Raw genomic sequence first — 17,576 nt, 5'->3', positions numbered from 1 at the left:
CGGGGACATGGCTAGCAATGACCCATGTCCCCGCCAGCAACGCACTTCGCGCTTAATCCAGATCTCGATACCGTCGCGCTTGCCGAAACCTTTGCGCGTGACGGACAAGTCTCCATCGATGGTTTCCTGACATCGGAATCGGCGAAGGTGCTCGCCGCATATCTGAACAGCCGCGATGACTGGACCGAGGTGCTCAACGCCGGGGAGAAGGTCTACGAAATACCGCAGCAGCGACTCCCCGAACTCGACGCTGCCGCACAGGCACAGCTCGACCGCTCCGTGAACGATGCCGCACGGCACGGCTTTCAGTATCGCTACCGCGCGATCCGAACCGATGATGACCCTGCCGCGCGGACCCGGTCCGGAACACCGCTCGACATGTTTGCGAATTTCCTCTGTTCGGAGACGGTCATATCGTTCTTCCGCACGATCACAGGCACAACACGCATCGATTTCGCGGATGCACAAGCGACGGCATACGGGCCGGGTCATTTCCTGACACGCCACGACGACGACGTCGCGGGAAAGAACAGGTATGCCGCCTATGTCTTCGGCCTCAGCGACGGCTGGCGTCCGGAGTGGGGCGGTCTGCTGATGTTTCACGATGAAAACGGCGGCGTCTCACGGGTGCTGACACCTGCGTTCAACAGTCTGCGTGTGTTCGCCGTGCCTGTGGCGCACAGCGTCAGCTATGTGGCGCCTTTTGCCGGAAAACAGCGCGTATCCGTTACCGGATGGCTGAGAGCGCAGACAGCGCGCTAGCGCGGCACACCTACGTCGAAAGCGACCGTCATGCGCTCGCCCTCACTGAAAGGCGTGGTGCCGTGCCACATGGTTGAAGGAAAGAGCGTGAGATGCCCCTCCTTCGGCTGGATCATTCGCACAGGTGGCAGATCGAGCCCAAGTTCAACCTGCGGCTGGCCAAATGTGAGCCAGCCAGCCTTGCGTGCTGTGTCCGCCGTTTCCGGCGGCACAACGAGATAGAGTGCCGAACTGAGCCACCCGCCGGGGTGGACATGATTGGTATGGTAGCCTGCACCCTGCAACCGGATCGACCATGCCCCGGTAAACCGTATACGCCGATCGCGGCGCGGCGCGAGCAGCGGATGGCCCACTTCTGGCGGCGGAAGCTGCGCAACATGCTCCGCCACAGTTTCCGCAATCGTTTGACGCAGCGCGCAGATTTCCGGTTCGATGCGGGAAAAAAGCGGTCCATCCGTCTGCGTGCCGCCGCGAACGGATTGTTCGAGCGGCTGTCCGGCCGTCACGTGAAGAGCGCGCAAGGTTTCCGCGAGTTTCGGCCAGCAATCGATTTTTTGCCGAAGATCATAGGCACGGACGAAGCGATCATCGCCTTCGAACCAGGCGAAGCGCGGATCGCCGAGCAGCCGCCATATGATCGAGAGGTAGGGCATGATCATGTGCGCATCGCCGCGCTTCATCAGCGGTTCCGCACGCGCAGCGGCCTCCTCGGGCCGCTGCAAGCGCAACAAATGGCGGACCGCGTGGATCGCGACCGACATGTCGCTGGTACGCGGAAGCGCCGCGAAAGCGCGTTCCGCCGCGTCGAGTTGCCAGCTTTCCGTAAGGCAGGCAGCCTCATCGAACAGGAAAGCGGTATCCGGGCCGGCAGCTGCACGCGCACGATCAATGACAGCCAGAGCCTGCTCATGCAGGCCGCCATGCATCAGGATAAATATGTACTGACGCCAATGCACGACACTGCGCGGTGCGCGCTTCACCGCAGCCTCGATCGATGCCGCGAAACCGTCCCGATCTCCCTCGGTCCAGCGCAGTCTTGAGAGCAACCAGTGGCCAACAAGCCAATCAGGGTTCACGCGAAGTTCGGCATGGAGCCTGTCGATTGCAGCGCTGGGACCATTCTCGACAACGAGTGCAGCGGCAATACCCTGCACGACCGGCCCGCGATCCTTCGCTAGCGTAAGAGCGCGTTCAAAGAGCGGCGCAGCGGGAAGCCCAGCTTCGAGGGCAGCGTGGGCATGGCCATGCGCAATTGTCGCGTCCTGCGGTGCAAGCGTAGCAGCGCGCGCGAACGCAACGACCGAGGGCGCAAGCTCTTCCAAGGAACGGTGGAGCAGCGCCTTGACCTGCCAGAGCCGTGCATCATCCGGTGCCGTATCGAGCGCTGCATCGAGAAGGGGCAGAACTTCGATTTCATCCCCTGTATCAAGCGCCCGGAGGCCAGCTCGATAGGCAGCGTCGGCATCAATCTTCAACGCGGCTGCGTTCAAATCCCCGCCCCCTCATTGCCTCCCACGGGCAATACGGGACCATAGCCCAGTTTTTCAGCCCACGGCGACAGAATGGGAAGGACATCCTGCAGGTGCGCACGATAGCGTTCCCAGCGCCCTTTCGCCCGCGAATAAACACGCTCTGTGACCTGCGCATAGCTCGGCGTGCGGATATAGCCGCGATCTGCCGCGGTACGCTGATAATCAAGCACCCGGTCATCCCACGGCAAGCCGAGGAAATCGATGAGCGCGCGTACCTCCACTTCCATATCGGCCACCATAGATTCATAGCGGACGATATGGACATTCAGCGGAAACACGCGCTGACACTGATCCCAATAACCCAGCGTGCGGTCGTAGAAGAGGCTGGCGTTGCGGATATCCAAAAACGTCGCCATTGCCTGGTTGATCTTGAAGTTCTGCATGAAGCAGCTGAGCACCGCATCACAGGGATGACGCGCGGCAAAGATGAATTTCGCGTCAGGAAACAATCGATGGATGAGCGGCGTGCGCAGGATATTGAGCGGCAGTTTGTCGATAACGAGTTTGCCGGGCGCGGCAGGAGAAATCGAATCGAGTTCCTCGAAATAGCGGCTGCGAAGCGCGTTCGCTTCATCCACGCCCACGTCGTGCAGACGTTCAATGCCGCCAAGCATGTCTCGCACGCGCGCAAGCAGTGGTTCTTCCTCGAGCACGTGCGTGTCCGGGTGCCCCATGAGCACAGTATCGAGAAGAGTTGTTCCCGATCGCGGAAAGCCCACCAGAAAGACCGGCGTTGAGGGTGTGGATTCAAGGCTTAGCTGCGGCCAGCGCGCATACCATTCCGGCGTCGTTACCGCCGTCAGGCTTTCGACAAACCGTGTATGTTCCGTTCCATCGAACGGGAGCGCCGCCGGATCACGCGCCATTGCCCGGTTCATGCTGGTAAAGGCCGCAAATGCCGTATCGGCATCGCCAAGCCTATCCGCGAGTTGACCGATGAGCTGTTCGCGCACCAGCGTGTCGATGCTCTCGCTATCCGTCGATTGCACTGCTTCGAGGGCTTCCCTGAATTGCCCCTTCCGAAACTGCGAGAGTGCTTGGAGGTAGGTCAGTTCATCCCGCGCGATGCGGCTGACTTTGGCGGTGGCGATCAACTGGTCGAGCTGGTCTACGCGATTGCTTTGCTCAAGGAGCAGGCCGAGGTTCACATAAGCCTGCGCAAAAGATGGATCAGCCTCGATCGCGAACCTGTAGGCTTGCTCGGCCCGGTGTATTTCTCCGAGTTGCGCAAATGTAAGGCCGATGGCGACAAAAACCTCTGGATTTTTGCGATCGAGTCTGGCCGCACTCCCAAGGAGCGCGAGCGCCTCGTCGCTCTGCCCAGCACGGTTGAGCAGCCGCCCAAGCTCCAGCAGTGCATTCGTATCCTGAGGCGCAATCTCCACTGCCTTTTGAAGCTCGGCAATACTTTCCGGATAACGCCCGGCCGTCGCCAGGGCTTTCGCGAGATTGATGCGTATCACCACCATCTCAGGCTTCAAGGCCTTGGCGCGCTCAAAAGCTGTGATCGCTGCACCGGTGTCACCGGTTTCCAGCCGGACGTTACCGAGATTATTCCATGCCTCGAAGTTCTCGGCATTTCTCGAGACAGTCGCTTCGTATGCCCGCGCAGCCTCATCGAACCTTCGGAGGGATTTCAGAATATCCCCGTGCAGCCGTAACCATTCGGGATCTGCCTCCGCATCGCCGCCCGCGCATATCGCTTCAGCCTGCTCAGGTTTCCCCGCATCGACCAACGCACGAACAAGGTTGAGGCGCGCGGTCATATCATTGGGTGCCTGGCGCAGGCTGCGCTCCAACAACAGAATGCCGCGATCGAGGCGATCTGTCTGGCAACACAATACGCCGACCAAGTGCAAGAGCGCAGGGCTGTCCGATCGGGAACCAAGAAGTTTCTCGCCGAGTTCACGCGCAGCTTCAAGATCGCCGCGCTGATACAGCGCCACGACATCAGCCGCGCTACTGCTCCGGAATCGTGGCGATGTCATCAATCAAGGAACCATTGCGGCTGGTCATCCATGGTGGTCATTCGTCAGGATCACGCATCACTGATCGGCTCACCATTTCAGCAAGGTCGCGCTTCTGCGCTTCTGCAAGAGCCTCACGATCCCGGCGCGTCATGCAGACCTTCTTCTTGAAGCGTGTGTTGGTCTGATCTTCAATCTTGCAGATCACCTCATCAGGATCTGGACGCGCCTTCTTGTCTTCCGCAGCGCCTGCGGCAATGCCAGTTGAAGACAAGAAAAGCATACCAAGCGCTACAGTCGCAGCAATCCGCTTCATGAATCCCGCTCCCTTCCTGAACCGGCAATCTGACAGAAAAACAGAAGGCGGAGCAAGAGCCCCGCCTTCATTTTTGCGTATGTCCGCTGGTTCTTTAGAACCGCAGGCCGACCGACACGTAGCCGCGGCGGCCGATCACGTCGTAGAGTGACGGATCGGTGCCCGATTGCACGTTCGGCTGGTATTCCGGCGGCTGCTTGTTGAACGCATTGTTGAGACCGACACGGAAGGTCAGTGCATCGACGTTCGCCTGGACTGCGAAGTCGAAGTACCAGACCGAACCCGGACCCGTGAACTCTTCGCCCGGGAACTGGAGCGACAAGCGGTTCTTCATGCCGTCGATGTAGCGCACGCGAGACGAAAGCGTCAGCACATCGTTCAGCATCCAGTCGAGGTTCAGAGTCCCCTTCCATTCCGGGAAGCTGGTGCCAAGACCAGCGCCGAAATAGGACGCCGTGCCCGCATAATCGAGCGTGACACCCGGAAGTTCCTGAACCTTGTAGTCGAACAGGTAGTTCATATAGAGGCCGAAGTTCAGCGCGGCGTTCTCATTCACGAACTCAGTCGGCAGACGGTAGCCGAGCTGGAAATCGATACCCGAGGTCTTGATCTTGCCTTGGTTAATCGAAAGGAAGTTCGAGTTTGCATCACCGCCAAGCGAGCCCGGCACGGCAACGTAGCTGAAGTTGCTGCCCGCACGCACCACACCTTGAGCACCGGGGACGCCGGGATCGCCTGTGCAGTACGGGTTGGAAGCAGACAATGTGGGATTAATATTGCCCTGATATCCATAGCAGGCCGCGATGAACATATTCGTATCGGGACCGAAGATCGGATCCTTGATGCGGATGTTGTAATAATCGATCGAGCCCGTGAACCCGGCAACCTGGAAGGCGACACCCACCGTATACGTATCGGCCTTCTCGGGCTTCAGGTTCGGATTACCGGCAAAGCCGGTGTTGACCTGCAGGCCCGGTGTGGCAACGAACGAGTCGACGCCAGACTCCGCTACGAGGGTATCAATACAGAGCTGACGCCCGGCCGCTCCGGTGGTCGCACGATAGTTTGTTGTAATCGAGCAGGGATCGAATGCCTGAACGAACGAAGAACCACCCGAGAACAACTCACCGAAGTTCGGTGCGCGCACGGAATGCTGATAGGTGCCGCGAACGCGAAACTCTGGGATCGGCGCCCAGCTCAACTCAGCCTTGTACGCGTTCGAGCTTTGCGACTTCCCGTCGATACCATTTGCGATATCATTGAAATCGCTCTTGGAATGACGATAGCCGAGCGACAGATCAAGTGAATCCGCCCAGGCCGCGCCCTTGGCGATCGGCACGTAGAGCTCCCCGAAGAAATCGAGGAACTTGTTGGTGCCAAGATCGGGAGACGAGGTGTTGAAGCCGGCGATCGGCCCGGAAAGGGCACCCGGATCAAAAGCGTAACGGAAGCGGCGGCTTTCAACGCCGCCTACTATCGACAGCGTACCCGCAGGCAGCTCGACGAGGTCGCCCTGAACGTACGCCTGCGCGATCTTTTGCGTAAAGGTGGTGCGGGTGACACCGGTTTCATTCAGGTATTCCACGCATTCCGCGGAGACCGGCTGGATACCGAAGGGATTATAGCCGCCCTCGCAAATACTCGCACCGCCGTCCTCCGCCTCCAGAAGTGTCTGAAGATTCTGGACATTGACGTTACCGGTATTCGACGCATCAATGGTCGTCTTGCCCCACGAATAATAAGCTTCGTAGCGCCAGCCTTCGGTGATCTCGCCGCGAAGGCCCGCGAGACCCTGGATAACCCGGTTTTCGAGATTCTGCTGACGCAGACCCGTGCCGAGCGAGCGGATCGACATCCGGATCGGTTCCGTTGCACCGGAGCCGACCAAGCCCGCGTCATCACCTGTACGCGTTGCGAGGAGCGCGGCCAGATCAGCCGGAATGAACGGGTTCGTGACCGGAACAATGCTGTTGGTCACAAAGCCACCGGGCGCAACCAACGCGGATGTTGCAAAGGTTGGGCCACCGGGATTTGCAGGATTGTAGATACGAACGCCCACCGGCGTTGGCGCCAAAGCGGTGGCCGATTTATACTCGGTATAGCCCGCCTGCGTAAAGAACTCGAACGACGGGCTGATCTCGTAATGACCGCGCATGAACGCTGACTTACGCTCAAGCGGGAGAACGAGGAGATTGATGGCATCAAAGTTATACGAATAGAAATCCGGGAAGAAGTTCTCGTTCGCAGCGGCCGCGCCACCGACACCATAACGATAGTTGGAAACATCGAGCGGGTTATTGAAAGTACCACCGCCGAACAATGTGCCATCCGAGTTGAAGTGCATCTGGCTGAGACCGGCAATCGGCGCCTGCGCAGCATCTACTCCGTAAGAGGCGAACAGAGAATTGATCGCAGCCTGGGATATGCCGTTCGCACTCGCTTCCACGAGACGGCCCACCGGCGGAGTACCCGTCGTGGACGTCGCCTGCTCTGCGAAAGCGCGCTGCCCCTTTACGAGGCCCTGACGCTTCGAATATTCGGCCGAGAACGCAATATTGCCGCGACCATCGGCAAAGTTGCCACCGATCACGCCGCCAATCTGATACTCGCGCGCATCGGTACCCGGCACCGAATTGGAATAGGTGGCGCGAAGATCGATACCTTCGAAATCTTTCTTGAGACGGATGTTGACGACGCCGGCAATGGCGTCCGCACCATATGTCGCGCCGGCGCCGCCGGTGATGACATCAATACGCTCAATGAGCTGCTGCGGAATCGTGTTGAGGTCGACCGACTGATCGGACGCCGACACCATCGGACGGCGACCATCAACCAGAACGAGGTTACGGTTGGCACCGAGACCGCGAAGGTTGACGTTCGATTGGCCGCCGTTGCCGGGGTTGTTCGACGTGCTAGTACCCGCCGGGTTCACTTGTGGCAGCGTGTTGAGGAAGGTGTCGAGTGTAATGTCGGCGTTTTTGACCGTGTCGACACCAGTCACCACAGTGATGGGGCTATTTGCCTCCATGTTCGGGCGCACGATGCGCGATCCGGTGACGACGATAGTCTCTTCAACAGCGTCGGCCACCTCCTGCTCCTGCGCGAGCGCAGGAATAGCAATGGAGGTCGCGGCAACGAGTACGCTGCTTGAACACAGCGCACGACGATAAAGCGAAATTTTCGCGTTGTTCACGTCCCAGTCCTTTAACAGTTTGTCCCAGTTTTGTCGTCGATACCTGTTGCATGAATGCACCGGTGTGGATTGACCTTGTTTCGGTCCGTCGTCCCCTTTCCGATGCCGAAACACGTATCGACGCAGTCCATTTTGGACTTATGCGTTTGTCCCGAAATGTTGTTGAAGTGTAAAGCAGGTCAAAGACGACCCGATCGCTTCAAACCGGCGGTGTGATGATCACGCAACAGTGAGTGCACACAGGTAACGAAAACGACACTAAAATTGTAATTTTATTACCGTTCAACAGCGCGGCCGCAAGGGCCGTGACAACAATGTGGCAGGATCGAAACGCGCGCGCCGCATCACTCGGCTGGCACCACCGAGGCTGACAATGATTTCATCGTCTTGCAGCCGTGCGGGCGGGGTGGCGCTAGAGGCGGCCCAGCGCCCGCATTTCGGCATAGCGGGCAGCAGCGGCTTCGCCGGAGACATAGGCTTCCTGAAGCTCGTGACTCCAGTAGCGGAGGTTCTGCAGCGGGACGCGCGTGCCGGTGACCGCGCAGGTCACGTGGTCGCCCTGCTGAAGCACGCGATAGGAGCCGGAAAGATACTGGAGCCGCGCCGGGCGGCCTTCACCGAGTTTGAGCATAGCGGGCATAATGTCGCCTACAGGAGCTTCGCCTGCAAGGGCGCATCGCTCTCGCGAGTGGATTTGCGGGGCTTTCCGCCAACCATGACCTCCACCGAATCGCGGCTGTCGCCGAAGCGGAGGCCGAGGCGGACTTCGCGGCGGGCCTCGTCCGCGCTCTTAACTAGGCTGCCGTCCGGGCGCGTGACCACAGCGTAGCCGCGCGCGAGGATGGCGAGCGGATTGAGCGACTCGAGGAGGCGACCCGACGATCCGATGCGGTCGGCAGTGCGCTGGGCGAGGCCGGATAGCAGTGTCGGGCGGAGGCGCGTGGCGGCGCTGGCGAGATCGTGGCGAGCGTCGGCGATGCGGCTGCGCATGGCGGCGCGGAGAGGTTCGGCGGCGCGGGCGTAGCGGGACTGCCACTGGTTCGCGGCGGCGCGGAGGGCGCGGGGGAGGCGTTCACCGATATCATCGAGACGCTGCGTCTTCATGCCGAGGATTGCCGCAGGGGTTGGGAGGCGGGCGGACCAGAGGTGGAGGCGCTCCCCACGCGTCTCGGTCGCGGACGCGATACAGCGGTCGAGGCGGGCGGCGAAGGATGAGACGCCTGCGACCAGCTCGGCGCGGACGGGCACGGCAAGCTCGGCGGCGGCGGTGGGCGTCGGCGCGCGGCGATCCGAGGCGAAATCGATGAGCGTGGTGTCAGTCTCGTGGCCGACGGCGCTGATGAGCGGGATTTCGGACGCAGCCGCAGCGCGCACGACGATTTCTTCGTTGAAGGCCATCAGGTCCTCGATCGAGCCGCCGCCGCGTGCGACGATGATCACGTCCGGGCGGCGCGGCATGGCGTTGAAGCCGCGGATCGCCGCGGCGACCTCGTCCGCCGCACCGTCGCCCTGCACCTTCACCGGCCAGACCAGCACGTCACGCGGGAAACGGTCACCGAGGCGGTGGAGGATATCGCGGATCACCGCGCCCGTTGGCGAGGTGACGACGCCGATCAGCTCCGGCAGCCAGGGAATCGGCCGCTTGCGCTCGGCGGCGAACAGCCCCTCGGCAGCGAGCATCGCCTTGCGCCGCTCGATCATCGCGAGGAGCGCGCCCTCCCCCGCAAGCTCCAGCGATTCGACGACGATCTGGTACTTGGAGCGGCCCGGATAGGTGGTGAGACGGCCGGTGGCGACCACCTCCATGCCGTCTTCGGGCCGGAAATTGAGGCGCGCGCGCCCTCCCTTCCACATGACCGCGTCTATGAGCGCCGCATCGTCCTTCAGCGCGAAATAGGCGTGGCCGGAGGCGGGCACCTTCCAGCCCGAAATCTCGCCGCGCAGACGCACATTCCCGAACTGATCCTCGATGCTGCGCTTCAGCGCCGAGGAGAGTTCGGAGACTGTGAATTCATGGGCGTTGTCGGGGGCGTCCATCAGGCGTTGCTAAGCGCTCGGCGCACGCTCTACAAGGCCCGGCCATGAACATCCTCCTTATCGGAAGCGGCGGCCGCGAACATGCGCTCGCCTGGAAAATCACCCAGTCGCCGCTCTGCGACACGCTGTGGTGCACGCCCGGCAATGCCGGGATCGCGGAGGTCTGCGAATGCGTGCCGCTGAACACCGCCGACCACGCAGCCGTGATCGACTTCTGCCGCACGAACGCTGTGGGCCTCGTTGTGGTGGGGCCGGAGCAACCGCTCGTCGAGGGGTTGGTGGATGCGCTGACGGCGGCGGGCATCAAGGCGTTCGGCCCGACCGCGAAGGCCGCGCAACTCGAAGGCTCCAAGGGTTTCACGAAAGACCTGTGCAAGCGCGCGGGTATCCCAACCGCCGCTTATGAACGGTTCACCGACGCGGGCACTGCAAAGGCCTATGCGGCGGCGCGTGGACTTCCCATCGTCATCAAGGCGGACGGGCTCGCTGCGGGCAAGGGCGTGATCATCGCCGAGACGCGCGAAGACGCGGACGCGGCGATTGAGGACATGTTCAGCGGCAGCTTCGGCGCAGCGGGTGCCGAGGTGGTGATCGAAGCGTTTCTGACCGGCGAGGAGGCGAGCTTCTTCGCGCTCGTCGACGGCAAGACCGCCCTCCCCCTCGCCTCTGCACAGGACCACAAGCGCGTCGGCGACGGCGACACCGGGCCGAACACCGGCGGCATGGGCGCCTACTCGCCCGCGCCCGTGCTGACGCCCGAACTCGAAGCGCAGGTGATGCGCGAGATCGTGCAGCCCACGGTGAACACGATGGCGGCGGACGGCATCCCTTATGTGGGCGTGCTCTACGCGGGACTGATGCTGACCGAAACCGGCCCCCAGCTCATCGAATACAATGCGCGTTTCGGCGACCCCGAATGCCAGGTCCTGATGCTGCGCATGAAATCGGACATCGTGCCCGTGCTGCTCGCGGCAGTGGACGGCGGGCTCGAACACGTCGGCATCCAGTGGCACGATGCCCCCGCGCTGACGCTGGTAATGGCGGCCGAGGGCTATCCCGGCACGCCGAAGAAGGGCACGGTGATCGAAGGCGTCGAGACGGCGGCAGGCGAAGGCGTCGTCGTCTTCCACGCGGGAACGACGCGGGATAACGACGGACGGCTGATCGCGAACGGCGGGCGCGTGCTGAATGTCACCGCCACCGGGCCCACCGTCCGCGAGGCGCGCGACCGGGCCTATGCGGCTGCCGAAAAGATCAGGTGGCCGGAGGGCTTCTACAGGTCAGATATCGGCTGGAGAGCCATAAAGCGGGAGGAACAAACGGCGTGACCACCAAGCAGGAGCAGTTCTCCGGAACGCAGGCCGTCCGCGAGCAGCACCGCTTCGACGAGGCCCGGCTTGCGGACTGGATGCGGGCCAACGTGGAGGGCTACGCGGGACCGCTGACGGTTGAGCAGTTCAAGGGCGGCCAGTCGAACCCGACCTACAAGCTGGTGACGCCCGCGAAGAGCTACGTGATGCGCCGCAAGCCGCCGGGGCAGCTCCTGAAGTCCGCGCACGCCGTCGACCGCGAGTACCGCGTGATCAGCGCGCTCTGCGCGCAGGGCTTCCCCGTCGCGCGCGCCTACGGGCTCTGCACCGACGAGGATGTCATCGGCACGTGGTTCTACGTGATGGACTGCGTCGACGGGCGCGTGGTGTGGGACACGTCCTTCCCCGGCGAATCGCCCGAAAGCCGCGCCGCGCACTTCGATGCGATGAACAAGACCATCGCCGACCTGCACAATTTCGACCCCGAAGCGATCGGCCTTGGCGATTTCGGCAAGCCCGGCAACTATTTCGCCCGCCAGATCGGGCGCTGGGCCGGACAATACAAGGACGACGAACTGGCCGGGCATTTCGAGGAGATGGACCGGCTGTGCGAATGGCTGCCCGCGAACATCCCGCCGGGTGACGAGACGAGCGTCGTCCACGGTGACTACCGCGCCGACAACATGATCTTCCACCCCACCGAGCCCAAAGTGCTTGCGGTGCTGGACTGGGAGCTTTCGACGCTCGGCCACCCGCTCGCCGACTTCACTTATCACCTGATGATGTACCGGATGCCGCCGGAAGAAACAGCGGGCCTTGTCGGCAAGGATCTGGTGGCGCTCGGTATTCCGAGCGAGGCCGAATATGTCGAGGCCTATTGCCGCCGCACGGGACGCAGCGGCATTCCCAATCTCGATTTCTATGTCGCTTTCAACATGTTCCGCCTTGCCGCGATCATCCACGGCATCAAGGGGCGGTACATTCGCGGCACCGCCTCCAACGCCCACGCCGCCGCGATGAGCGAACGGCTGGTGCCGCTTGCGAAGCTCGCCTGGACGCAGGCGGAAAAGGCGATGCGCTAGACAGCGCCAGATGCGCTACCGCGTCATCAAGAACTGGACGACGGTCTACAGCGATCCCATCGCAGTCGGCGCGGGAGAATGCATCGTGTTGAGCGGCAAGGAAGATATCTGGGAAGGCCACCGCTGGCTGTGGGCGCGCAGCGCAGCGGGAAAAGAGGGCTGGGTGCCGGATTCGCTGATCGCCGCGGGCCCGGAAGGCTCAATCGCGGGCAGTGATTACACGGCGGTCGAACTGGACTGCGCGGCAGGCGATGTATTGGAAGCCTTAAACGAAACCCATGGCTGGGTGATGTGCCGTGCCCCAAGCGGGCGTGCAGGATGGGTCCCTCGCAGCCACCTTGAGCCTGCCGAATAGAAATGGGGCGACCGTTACCGGCCGCCCCCCAAAGATCAGCGTCCGCCGTCACCGGCCACACGCGACACAGGCTTCCAGTTGCGCACGAAGCTGTCGAGCAACTGCACGCCGTAACCCACCGCGCCCTTCGGCGCCTTGGGCTGGCCCTTGTCCGTCCAGACCGTGTAGGCGACATCGAGATGCGCCCACGCTGTTTCGGGTTTCACGAACGCGCCGATGAAATATGCACCGAGGCCCGCGCCCGGCCTGCCGCCTTCGGCCGAATTCAGGATATCGGCGACGCCCGATTTCATCGTTTCGGCGTAGACGGGATTGAGCGGCAGTTGCCAAAGCGGTTCACCGACCGTCTTGCCCGCCGCCGTGAGCTGCGCGGCGAGTGCGTCGTGGCGGCTGAAGAGCCCGGCATACTCGTCTCCGAGCGCGCCGCCGACCGCGCCGGTGAGCGTTGCGATATCGACGATCGCCGCAGGGCTGTAGCGCGCGTCCGCATAGGAGACGGCGTCGGCGAGCACGACACGGCCTTCGGCATCAGTGTTCGTCACCTCGATCGTCTTGCCGTTGTAGGCCTTCACGACATCGCCGGGGCGCGTCGCGCCGCCGTCGGGCATATTTTCCGCCAGTGCGGCAACGGCCACCACGTTGACGGGCGCGCCGCTCTTCGCAAGCGACAGCGCAGTGCCGACAACCGCGGCGGCGCCGGCCATGTCCGTCCGCATCCGCCACATGCCCGCGCCGGGCTTCAGCGAAATGCCGCCCGAATCGAAGGTGATGCCCTTGCCCGCGAGCACGATCGGCGCCTCGCTGCCGCCGCCGCGATAGTCGACGATCAGCATCCGCGGCGGGCGCGGCGAGCCCTTGCCGACGCTGAGGATCGCGCCCATGCCGAGCTTTTCCATCTCCGGCACGCCGAGCGCCTCGATCCGCACCCTGGCGACGCCTTTGAACGCTTCGCGCACGCGCTCCACGAACACTTCGGGGTATTTGACGTTCGAGGGCTCGCTGACGAGATCGCGCGTGAGCGTGACGCCCTCGACAAGCGCCCTGCCCTGTCCGGCGTAGCTTTCCGCACCGGCTGCGCCGACCACGGTGAGCGGCGCATCCCGGCCCGCCGCGCGCGGCTTTGCGGAAGGCGCCTTGTAGCGATCGAAGCTGTAGCCGCCGAGGTCCGCGCCGATGGCGAGATTGGCGGCGGCATCCGCCACGCCCGGCCCGAGGCCTGCGGCGAGAAGCGCCACAGGACCGTCCGCCGATCCCGTCTCCCGTGCGGCAAGGCCCCCGATGTCCTGAAGCCCGGCAGGTGTCACCCCATCCTTTGCACCGATGACGACGATCTGTTGCCAAGCGCCGATGCCGCGCAGGACGAGCGTCGATTTCGCCTTGTAGTCGAACGCCGCGGCATCGAGCGCACGGCCGATGGCATCCCGGGCCGCGGCATCGAGCGAAGCGCCGCGCACAGCCAGATCCTCTTTTGCAGCAAGCGGCAGAACGATCGCCGCGCTGCCAGCGGGCGCACGATCGGCAAAGGCGACCGGGCGCGCTTCGGCTGCCGTTGTCCCAAGAAAACCTGCAAGCAACACCGCAGCAACAACATTACGCATTCGTAGACACTCCTCACGACAAGTCGCCGACAATGCCAGCCCACCTTGCTTAGATGCAAGTCCATGAACGCAGCGAAGAATTCGCAAGGTTTACGAGGATGTTAACCTTAACCGTCAGCGTCTCGTTCAAGGCTGGTGTGCCATAAGCTGTTCGGGGCAAGGCGCAGGCTGCGTCTGAAAGAGAACAGGGATTGCGGGTGTTAAAGCGAATTCGGCGCGACCAGATCAGGTCCGGCATGTTCATCCATGCGATCGAGGGGTCGTGGTTCTCGCATCCCTTCATGAAGGCCGGATTCCTGCTGACCGAAGCCGACGACGTGGCGGCGCTGCGCACGAGCCGCGCCGATGCCGTAGTGATCGATACGGAGCGCGGCGTTGACGTCGATCAACCGCCGAAAGCGGTGCCGGTTGCAGCGGAAGCGGCAGTGGAAGAGGTAACGGCCGAAGCCATCGCCCGGCAGGCCGCGACGGCCGCCGAAGACGCGCCGCCGGAAGCCACGGTCGTTCCTCTGCACACGCCCGGCCCGGCGCCATCGGCAACGGAGCCGGCGGACGGACCCTGCAGCCTTGCCGAGGAGTTCGGGCGGGCGAGCCGCATTGCCGAGAACGCCAAGCTCGTGATGACTGAGCTTTACGATCAGGCGCGACTCGGCCGCATCGTGGAAGCGGAGATGCTGGTGCCGCTGGTGGACGAGATCGCGGCCTCCATCGCGCGCAACCAATCGGCGCTGACCAGCATCCTCCGGCTGAAATCCAAGGACGAATATACGTACGTCCATTCGGTGGCGGTGGCGGCACTGATGATCAATCTCGGCCGTGAGGTCGGCGGCTTCGACAGGGATTCGCTTCGCGATGCCGGGGTCGCGGGGCTGCTGCACGATATCGGCAAGATGGCGATGCCGGCCGAGGTGCTGGGCAAGCCCGGCGATCTCACCAGCGCCGAATATTCGATCATGAAGACTCATACCGAACGCGGCCACCATCTGCTCTCGCAGAGCCGCGACGTGCCCGAAATGGCGTTCGACGTGTGCCTCCATCACCACGAACGGATCAACGGCACGGGCTATCCGAAACGGTTGAAAGGCAGCCAGATCACGCTCGTCGCGCGCATGGGCGCGGTTTGCGACGTCTACGACGCGCTCACATCCAACCGCCCCTACAAGGAGGCATGGGTGCCGAACATGGCGCTGAAGACGATGTTCGGCTCGCGCGGCCATTTCGATCCCGATATCCTCACCGCATTCATTCGCAGTGTAGGTATCTATCCCGTCGGCACGGTCGTGCGGCTGCGTTCGGAGCATCTTGCGGTCGTCACCGACGTTAACCCGGCCGATCTGACCCGCCCGGTCGTGCGCATCTTCTTCTCGATCGCAAAGCAGACGTCGATCGCCCCACAGGATGTGAACCTGCTGACGGATGCAGTTGGCGACGCAATCGTTTCCTCCGAAAACCCGGAGGACTGGGGCCTCCAAGGCTGGGAAGGCCGCTGGGGCGTTCTCGCCGCCTGATTGCGGGGGATGGATCGGGGCCGCGGCGTTTTCTAAAGTCGGCGCGAACCAGCAAGAGGCCATCCCATGCGTCCGATCGATATCGCCGAAGTTTCGAAGCGTCTGCTCGGCAGCGCACCGGAAAATCTCGGGCACCACGAAAAACGCGTTCTCGAGCATGTTTCGAAGCGAACGCCGATCAGCCGCGATGCGGGCCTGCTCGCCGAAGAGGACGCAACAGTCGGAGATAGACTGGCGGACCGTGTCGCCGAGGTCGGGGGCTCGTGGGGCTTCATCATCGCGTTCGCGGTTATTCTGTTCGGCTGGATGCTGTTGAACAGTGGGATCCTCAAGGAACTGGGCCTTGCCTTTGATCCTTACCCCTACATCTTTCTCAACCTGATGCTATCGACGCTCGCCGCCATCCAGGCCCCCGTCATCATGATGAGCCAGAACCGGCAGGCGGACAAAGACCGGCTCGCCGCACGGCTTGACTACGAGGTGAACCTGCGCGCCGAGCTGGAAATCCTGCGCCTTCACGAAAAGCTCGACATGGCGGTGATCGATACGCTGCACCGGCTGGAGACCGAGGTGGCGGCGCTGAGGGCGCAGCGTTAGGGTTCGGGGTTCGCCGCTGGCGCCGCGAGGAGCCGGTCGATCTTTCGGCCGTCCATGTCGACGATCTCGAAGCGCCAGCCATCGTAGGCGAAGGTCTCGCCGATTTCGGGCAGGTGCGTGAGCACACTGAGCGCAAAGCCGGCGACGGTCTGGTAGTCGCGGTCGGCGGGGAGGCGCGTGCCGAGCGTTTCGGCCATCTCGTCGGCGGGCATCGAGCCGGCGAGCAGCCAGCTGCCGTCGGCGCGCTCCACGGCATCGGGTTCGCTGCCCTCGTCGAGATCGGACTTGAACGCCCCCGCGATCGCCGCGAGCAGATCGGCCGGGGTGAGGATGCCTTCGAAATGGCCGTACTCGTCGTGAACGAGCGCGATCGGCACGTCGGCGCGCCGCAAGACTTCGAGCGCGTCCGCCGCATCCATCGCATCGGGAACGACGGGCGCGGGCCGGAGCAGCGCCTTCAGATCGAGCGGGCGGCCATCGAGGATCGCGGCTACGACATCGCGCGCCTGCACGACGCCGACGATCCGGTCGACGGAGCCTTCCGCCACCGGCAGCCGCGTGTGCGGGGTCGCGATCAGTTCGGCGCGAAGCTCGGCCTCGTCGGACTCGATATCGAGCCAATCGATTTCGGTGCGCGGCGTCATCACCGCGCGCACCGAGCGGTTGGCGAGGCGCATGACACCGCTGATCATCTGGCGCTCGCTCTCCTCGATCACCCCGGCGTTGGTCGCTTCGGAGACGATGAGGTGGAGTTCCTCGGCAGTAACATGATCGGCGTTTTCCGCGGCCGCGCCGAACAGCCGCAGAAGCGTCTTCGTCGACCGCTCGAGCACCCAGACGAGCGGCGCGGTGACGCGTGAGAGCACAGACATCGGCGCCGCGATCAGCACGGCGATGCGTTCCGGGCTGCGCAGCGCGAGCTGCTTCGGCACCAGCTCACCCACCGTGAGCGACAAATAGGTGATCAGCGAGACGACGACCACGATCCCGGCTTCGCCGGACAGCCTTTCCGGCACACCGAGCGCATGGAGCCGCTCCGCCACTGGCCCGCCGAGCGTCGCGCCCGAATAGGCGCCCGCGATGATGCCGACGAGCGTGATGCCGATCTGCACGGTGGAGAGAAAGCGCGAGGGTTCGTCGTGGAGCGACAGCGCGATGCGCGAGCCGGACTTTCCGGCGTTCACCATGGCCTGCAGTCGTGCCCTTCGCGAGGAGACGACAGACATCTCCGACATGGCGAACACGCCGTTCAAAGCAATGAGAACCAGGATGATCCCGACGTCGGACCAGGGGAAAGGTTGCATGATCACCTTTCCTTA

14 protein-coding genes are annotated in these 17,576 nt (G+C 63.0%); 6 read left to right on the top strand and 8 right to left on the bottom strand.

The window, feature by feature from the left end:
• Positions 1 to 24 precede the first annotated feature (24 nt).
• Positions 25 to 762 (top strand): 2OG-Fe(II) oxygenase, encoded by a 738-nt coding sequence (locus ACFQ00_RS05335; RefSeq protein ID WP_381487256.1) that lies wholly within the window; start codon positions 25 to 27, stop codon positions 760 to 762.
• On the opposite strand, the gene ACFQ00_RS05330 is transcribed toward ACFQ00_RS05335, so the two are convergent.
• The 6 genes from ACFQ00_RS05330 to xseA all read right to left on the bottom strand — a co-directional run bounded on the left by ACFQ00_RS05330 (position 759) and on the right by xseA (position 9,807).
• A complete protein-coding gene (locus ACFQ00_RS05330) occupies positions 759 to 2,252 on the bottom strand; it encodes a 2OG-Fe(II) oxygenase family protein (RefSeq protein ID WP_381487253.1) in 1,494 nt (497 codons plus the stop codon). The genes ACFQ00_RS05335 and ACFQ00_RS05330 overlap by 4 nt on opposite strands.
• On the bottom strand, positions 2,249 to 4,240 hold the full coding sequence (locus ACFQ00_RS05325; RefSeq protein ID WP_381487250.1) for a tetratricopeptide repeat-containing sulfotransferase family protein: 1,992 nt from the start codon (positions 4,238 to 4,240) through the stop codon (positions 2,249 to 2,251). The genes ACFQ00_RS05330 and ACFQ00_RS05325 overlap by 4 nt, the downstream gene beginning before the upstream one ends.
• A 79-nt stretch (positions 4,241 to 4,319) precedes the next feature.
• Positions 4,320 to 4,577 carry a hypothetical protein gene (locus tag ACFQ00_RS05320; RefSeq protein ID WP_381487247.1) on the bottom strand — a complete coding sequence of 86 codons (258 nt, stop codon included), beginning with the start codon at positions 4,575 to 4,577 and terminating at the stop codon, positions 4,320 to 4,322.
• A 94-nt stretch (positions 4,578 to 4,671) separates the two neighbouring features.
• On the bottom strand, positions 4,672 to 7,770 hold the full coding sequence (locus ACFQ00_RS05315; protein ID WP_381487245.1) for a TonB-dependent receptor domain-containing protein: 3,099 nt from the start codon (positions 7,768 to 7,770) through the stop codon (positions 4,672 to 4,674).
• Between the two features lie 412 nt (positions 7,771 to 8,182).
• On the bottom strand, positions 8,183 to 8,401 hold the full coding sequence (locus ACFQ00_RS05310) for a DUF2093 domain-containing protein (protein WP_381487868.1): 219 nt from the start codon (positions 8,399 to 8,401) through the stop codon (positions 8,183 to 8,185).
• 17 nt (positions 8,402 to 8,418) lie between these two features.
• Entirely contained in the window at positions 8,419 to 9,807 is a 1,389-nt protein-coding gene (gene xseA, locus ACFQ00_RS05305; RefSeq protein WP_381487241.1) for an exodeoxyribonuclease VII large subunit, read from the bottom strand.
• Between the two features lie 44 nt (positions 9,808 to 9,851).
• On the opposite strand from xseA, the gene purD reads away from it, so the two are divergent.
• From purD to ACFQ00_RS05290, 3 genes are read left to right on the top strand one after another with little or no spacing between them, the layout of a single operon-like run.
• A complete protein-coding gene (gene purD / locus ACFQ00_RS05300; RefSeq protein ID WP_381487239.1) occupies positions 9,852 to 11,135 on the top strand; it encodes a phosphoribosylamine--glycine ligase in 1,284 nt (427 codons plus the stop codon).
• Positions 11,132 to 12,199, top strand: coding sequence for a phosphotransferase family protein (locus ACFQ00_RS05295; RefSeq protein ID WP_381487236.1), 1,068 nt, complete (start codon positions 11,132 to 11,134; stop codon positions 12,197 to 12,199). Before purD ends, ACFQ00_RS05295 begins: the two co-directional genes overlap by 4 nt.
• Before the next feature lie 10 nt (positions 12,200 to 12,209).
• Positions 12,210 to 12,554 (top strand): SH3 domain-containing protein, encoded by a 345-nt coding sequence (locus ACFQ00_RS05290; protein WP_381487233.1) that lies wholly within the window; start codon positions 12,210 to 12,212, stop codon positions 12,552 to 12,554.
• Between the two features lie 35 nt (positions 12,555 to 12,589).
• Here the strand turns inward: ACFQ00_RS05290 and ACFQ00_RS05285 are convergent, their stop codons facing one another.
• The gene (locus ACFQ00_RS05285; protein ID WP_381487230.1) at positions 12,590 to 14,152 is read right to left on the bottom strand and encodes a leucyl aminopeptidase family protein; all 1,563 of its coding nucleotides are present in this window, start codon (positions 14,150 to 14,152) and stop codon (positions 12,590 to 12,592) included.
• A 197-nt stretch (positions 14,153 to 14,349) separates the two neighbouring features.
• Between ACFQ00_RS05285 and ACFQ00_RS05280 the strand changes: the two genes are divergently transcribed.
• Together ACFQ00_RS05280 and ACFQ00_RS05275 are read left to right on the top strand one after the other, a co-directional pair.
• The gene (locus tag ACFQ00_RS05280; protein ID WP_381487227.1) at positions 14,350 to 15,660 is read left to right on the top strand and encodes an HD-GYP domain-containing protein; all 1,311 of its coding nucleotides are present in this window, start codon (positions 14,350 to 14,352) and stop codon (positions 15,658 to 15,660) included.
• 66 nt (positions 15,661 to 15,726) lie between these two features.
• Positions 15,727 to 16,257, top strand: a complete 531-nt coding sequence (locus ACFQ00_RS05275) for a DUF1003 domain-containing protein (RefSeq protein ID WP_381487224.1) — start codon at positions 15,727 to 15,729, stop codon at positions 16,255 to 16,257.
• On the opposite strand, the gene ACFQ00_RS05270 is transcribed toward ACFQ00_RS05275, so the two are convergent.
• A complete protein-coding gene (locus tag ACFQ00_RS05270) occupies positions 16,254 to 17,561 on the bottom strand; it encodes a hemolysin family protein (RefSeq protein WP_381487221.1) in 1,308 nt (435 codons plus the stop codon). The two genes, ACFQ00_RS05275 and ACFQ00_RS05270, sit on opposite strands and share 4 nt — an antisense overlap.
• Positions 17,562 to 17,576 lie beyond the last annotated feature (15 nt).

It is taken from the genome of Sphingosinicella xenopeptidilytica, from assembly GCF_042676985.1.
In the GTDB taxonomy this organism is placed as follows: domain Bacteria; phylum Pseudomonadota; class Alphaproteobacteria; order Sphingomonadales; family Sphingomonadaceae; genus Sphingosinicella; species Sphingosinicella xenopeptidilytica.
Note: the sequence above shows the minus strand (reverse complement) of the source record. Positions and strands in the feature narration are given on the sequence as shown.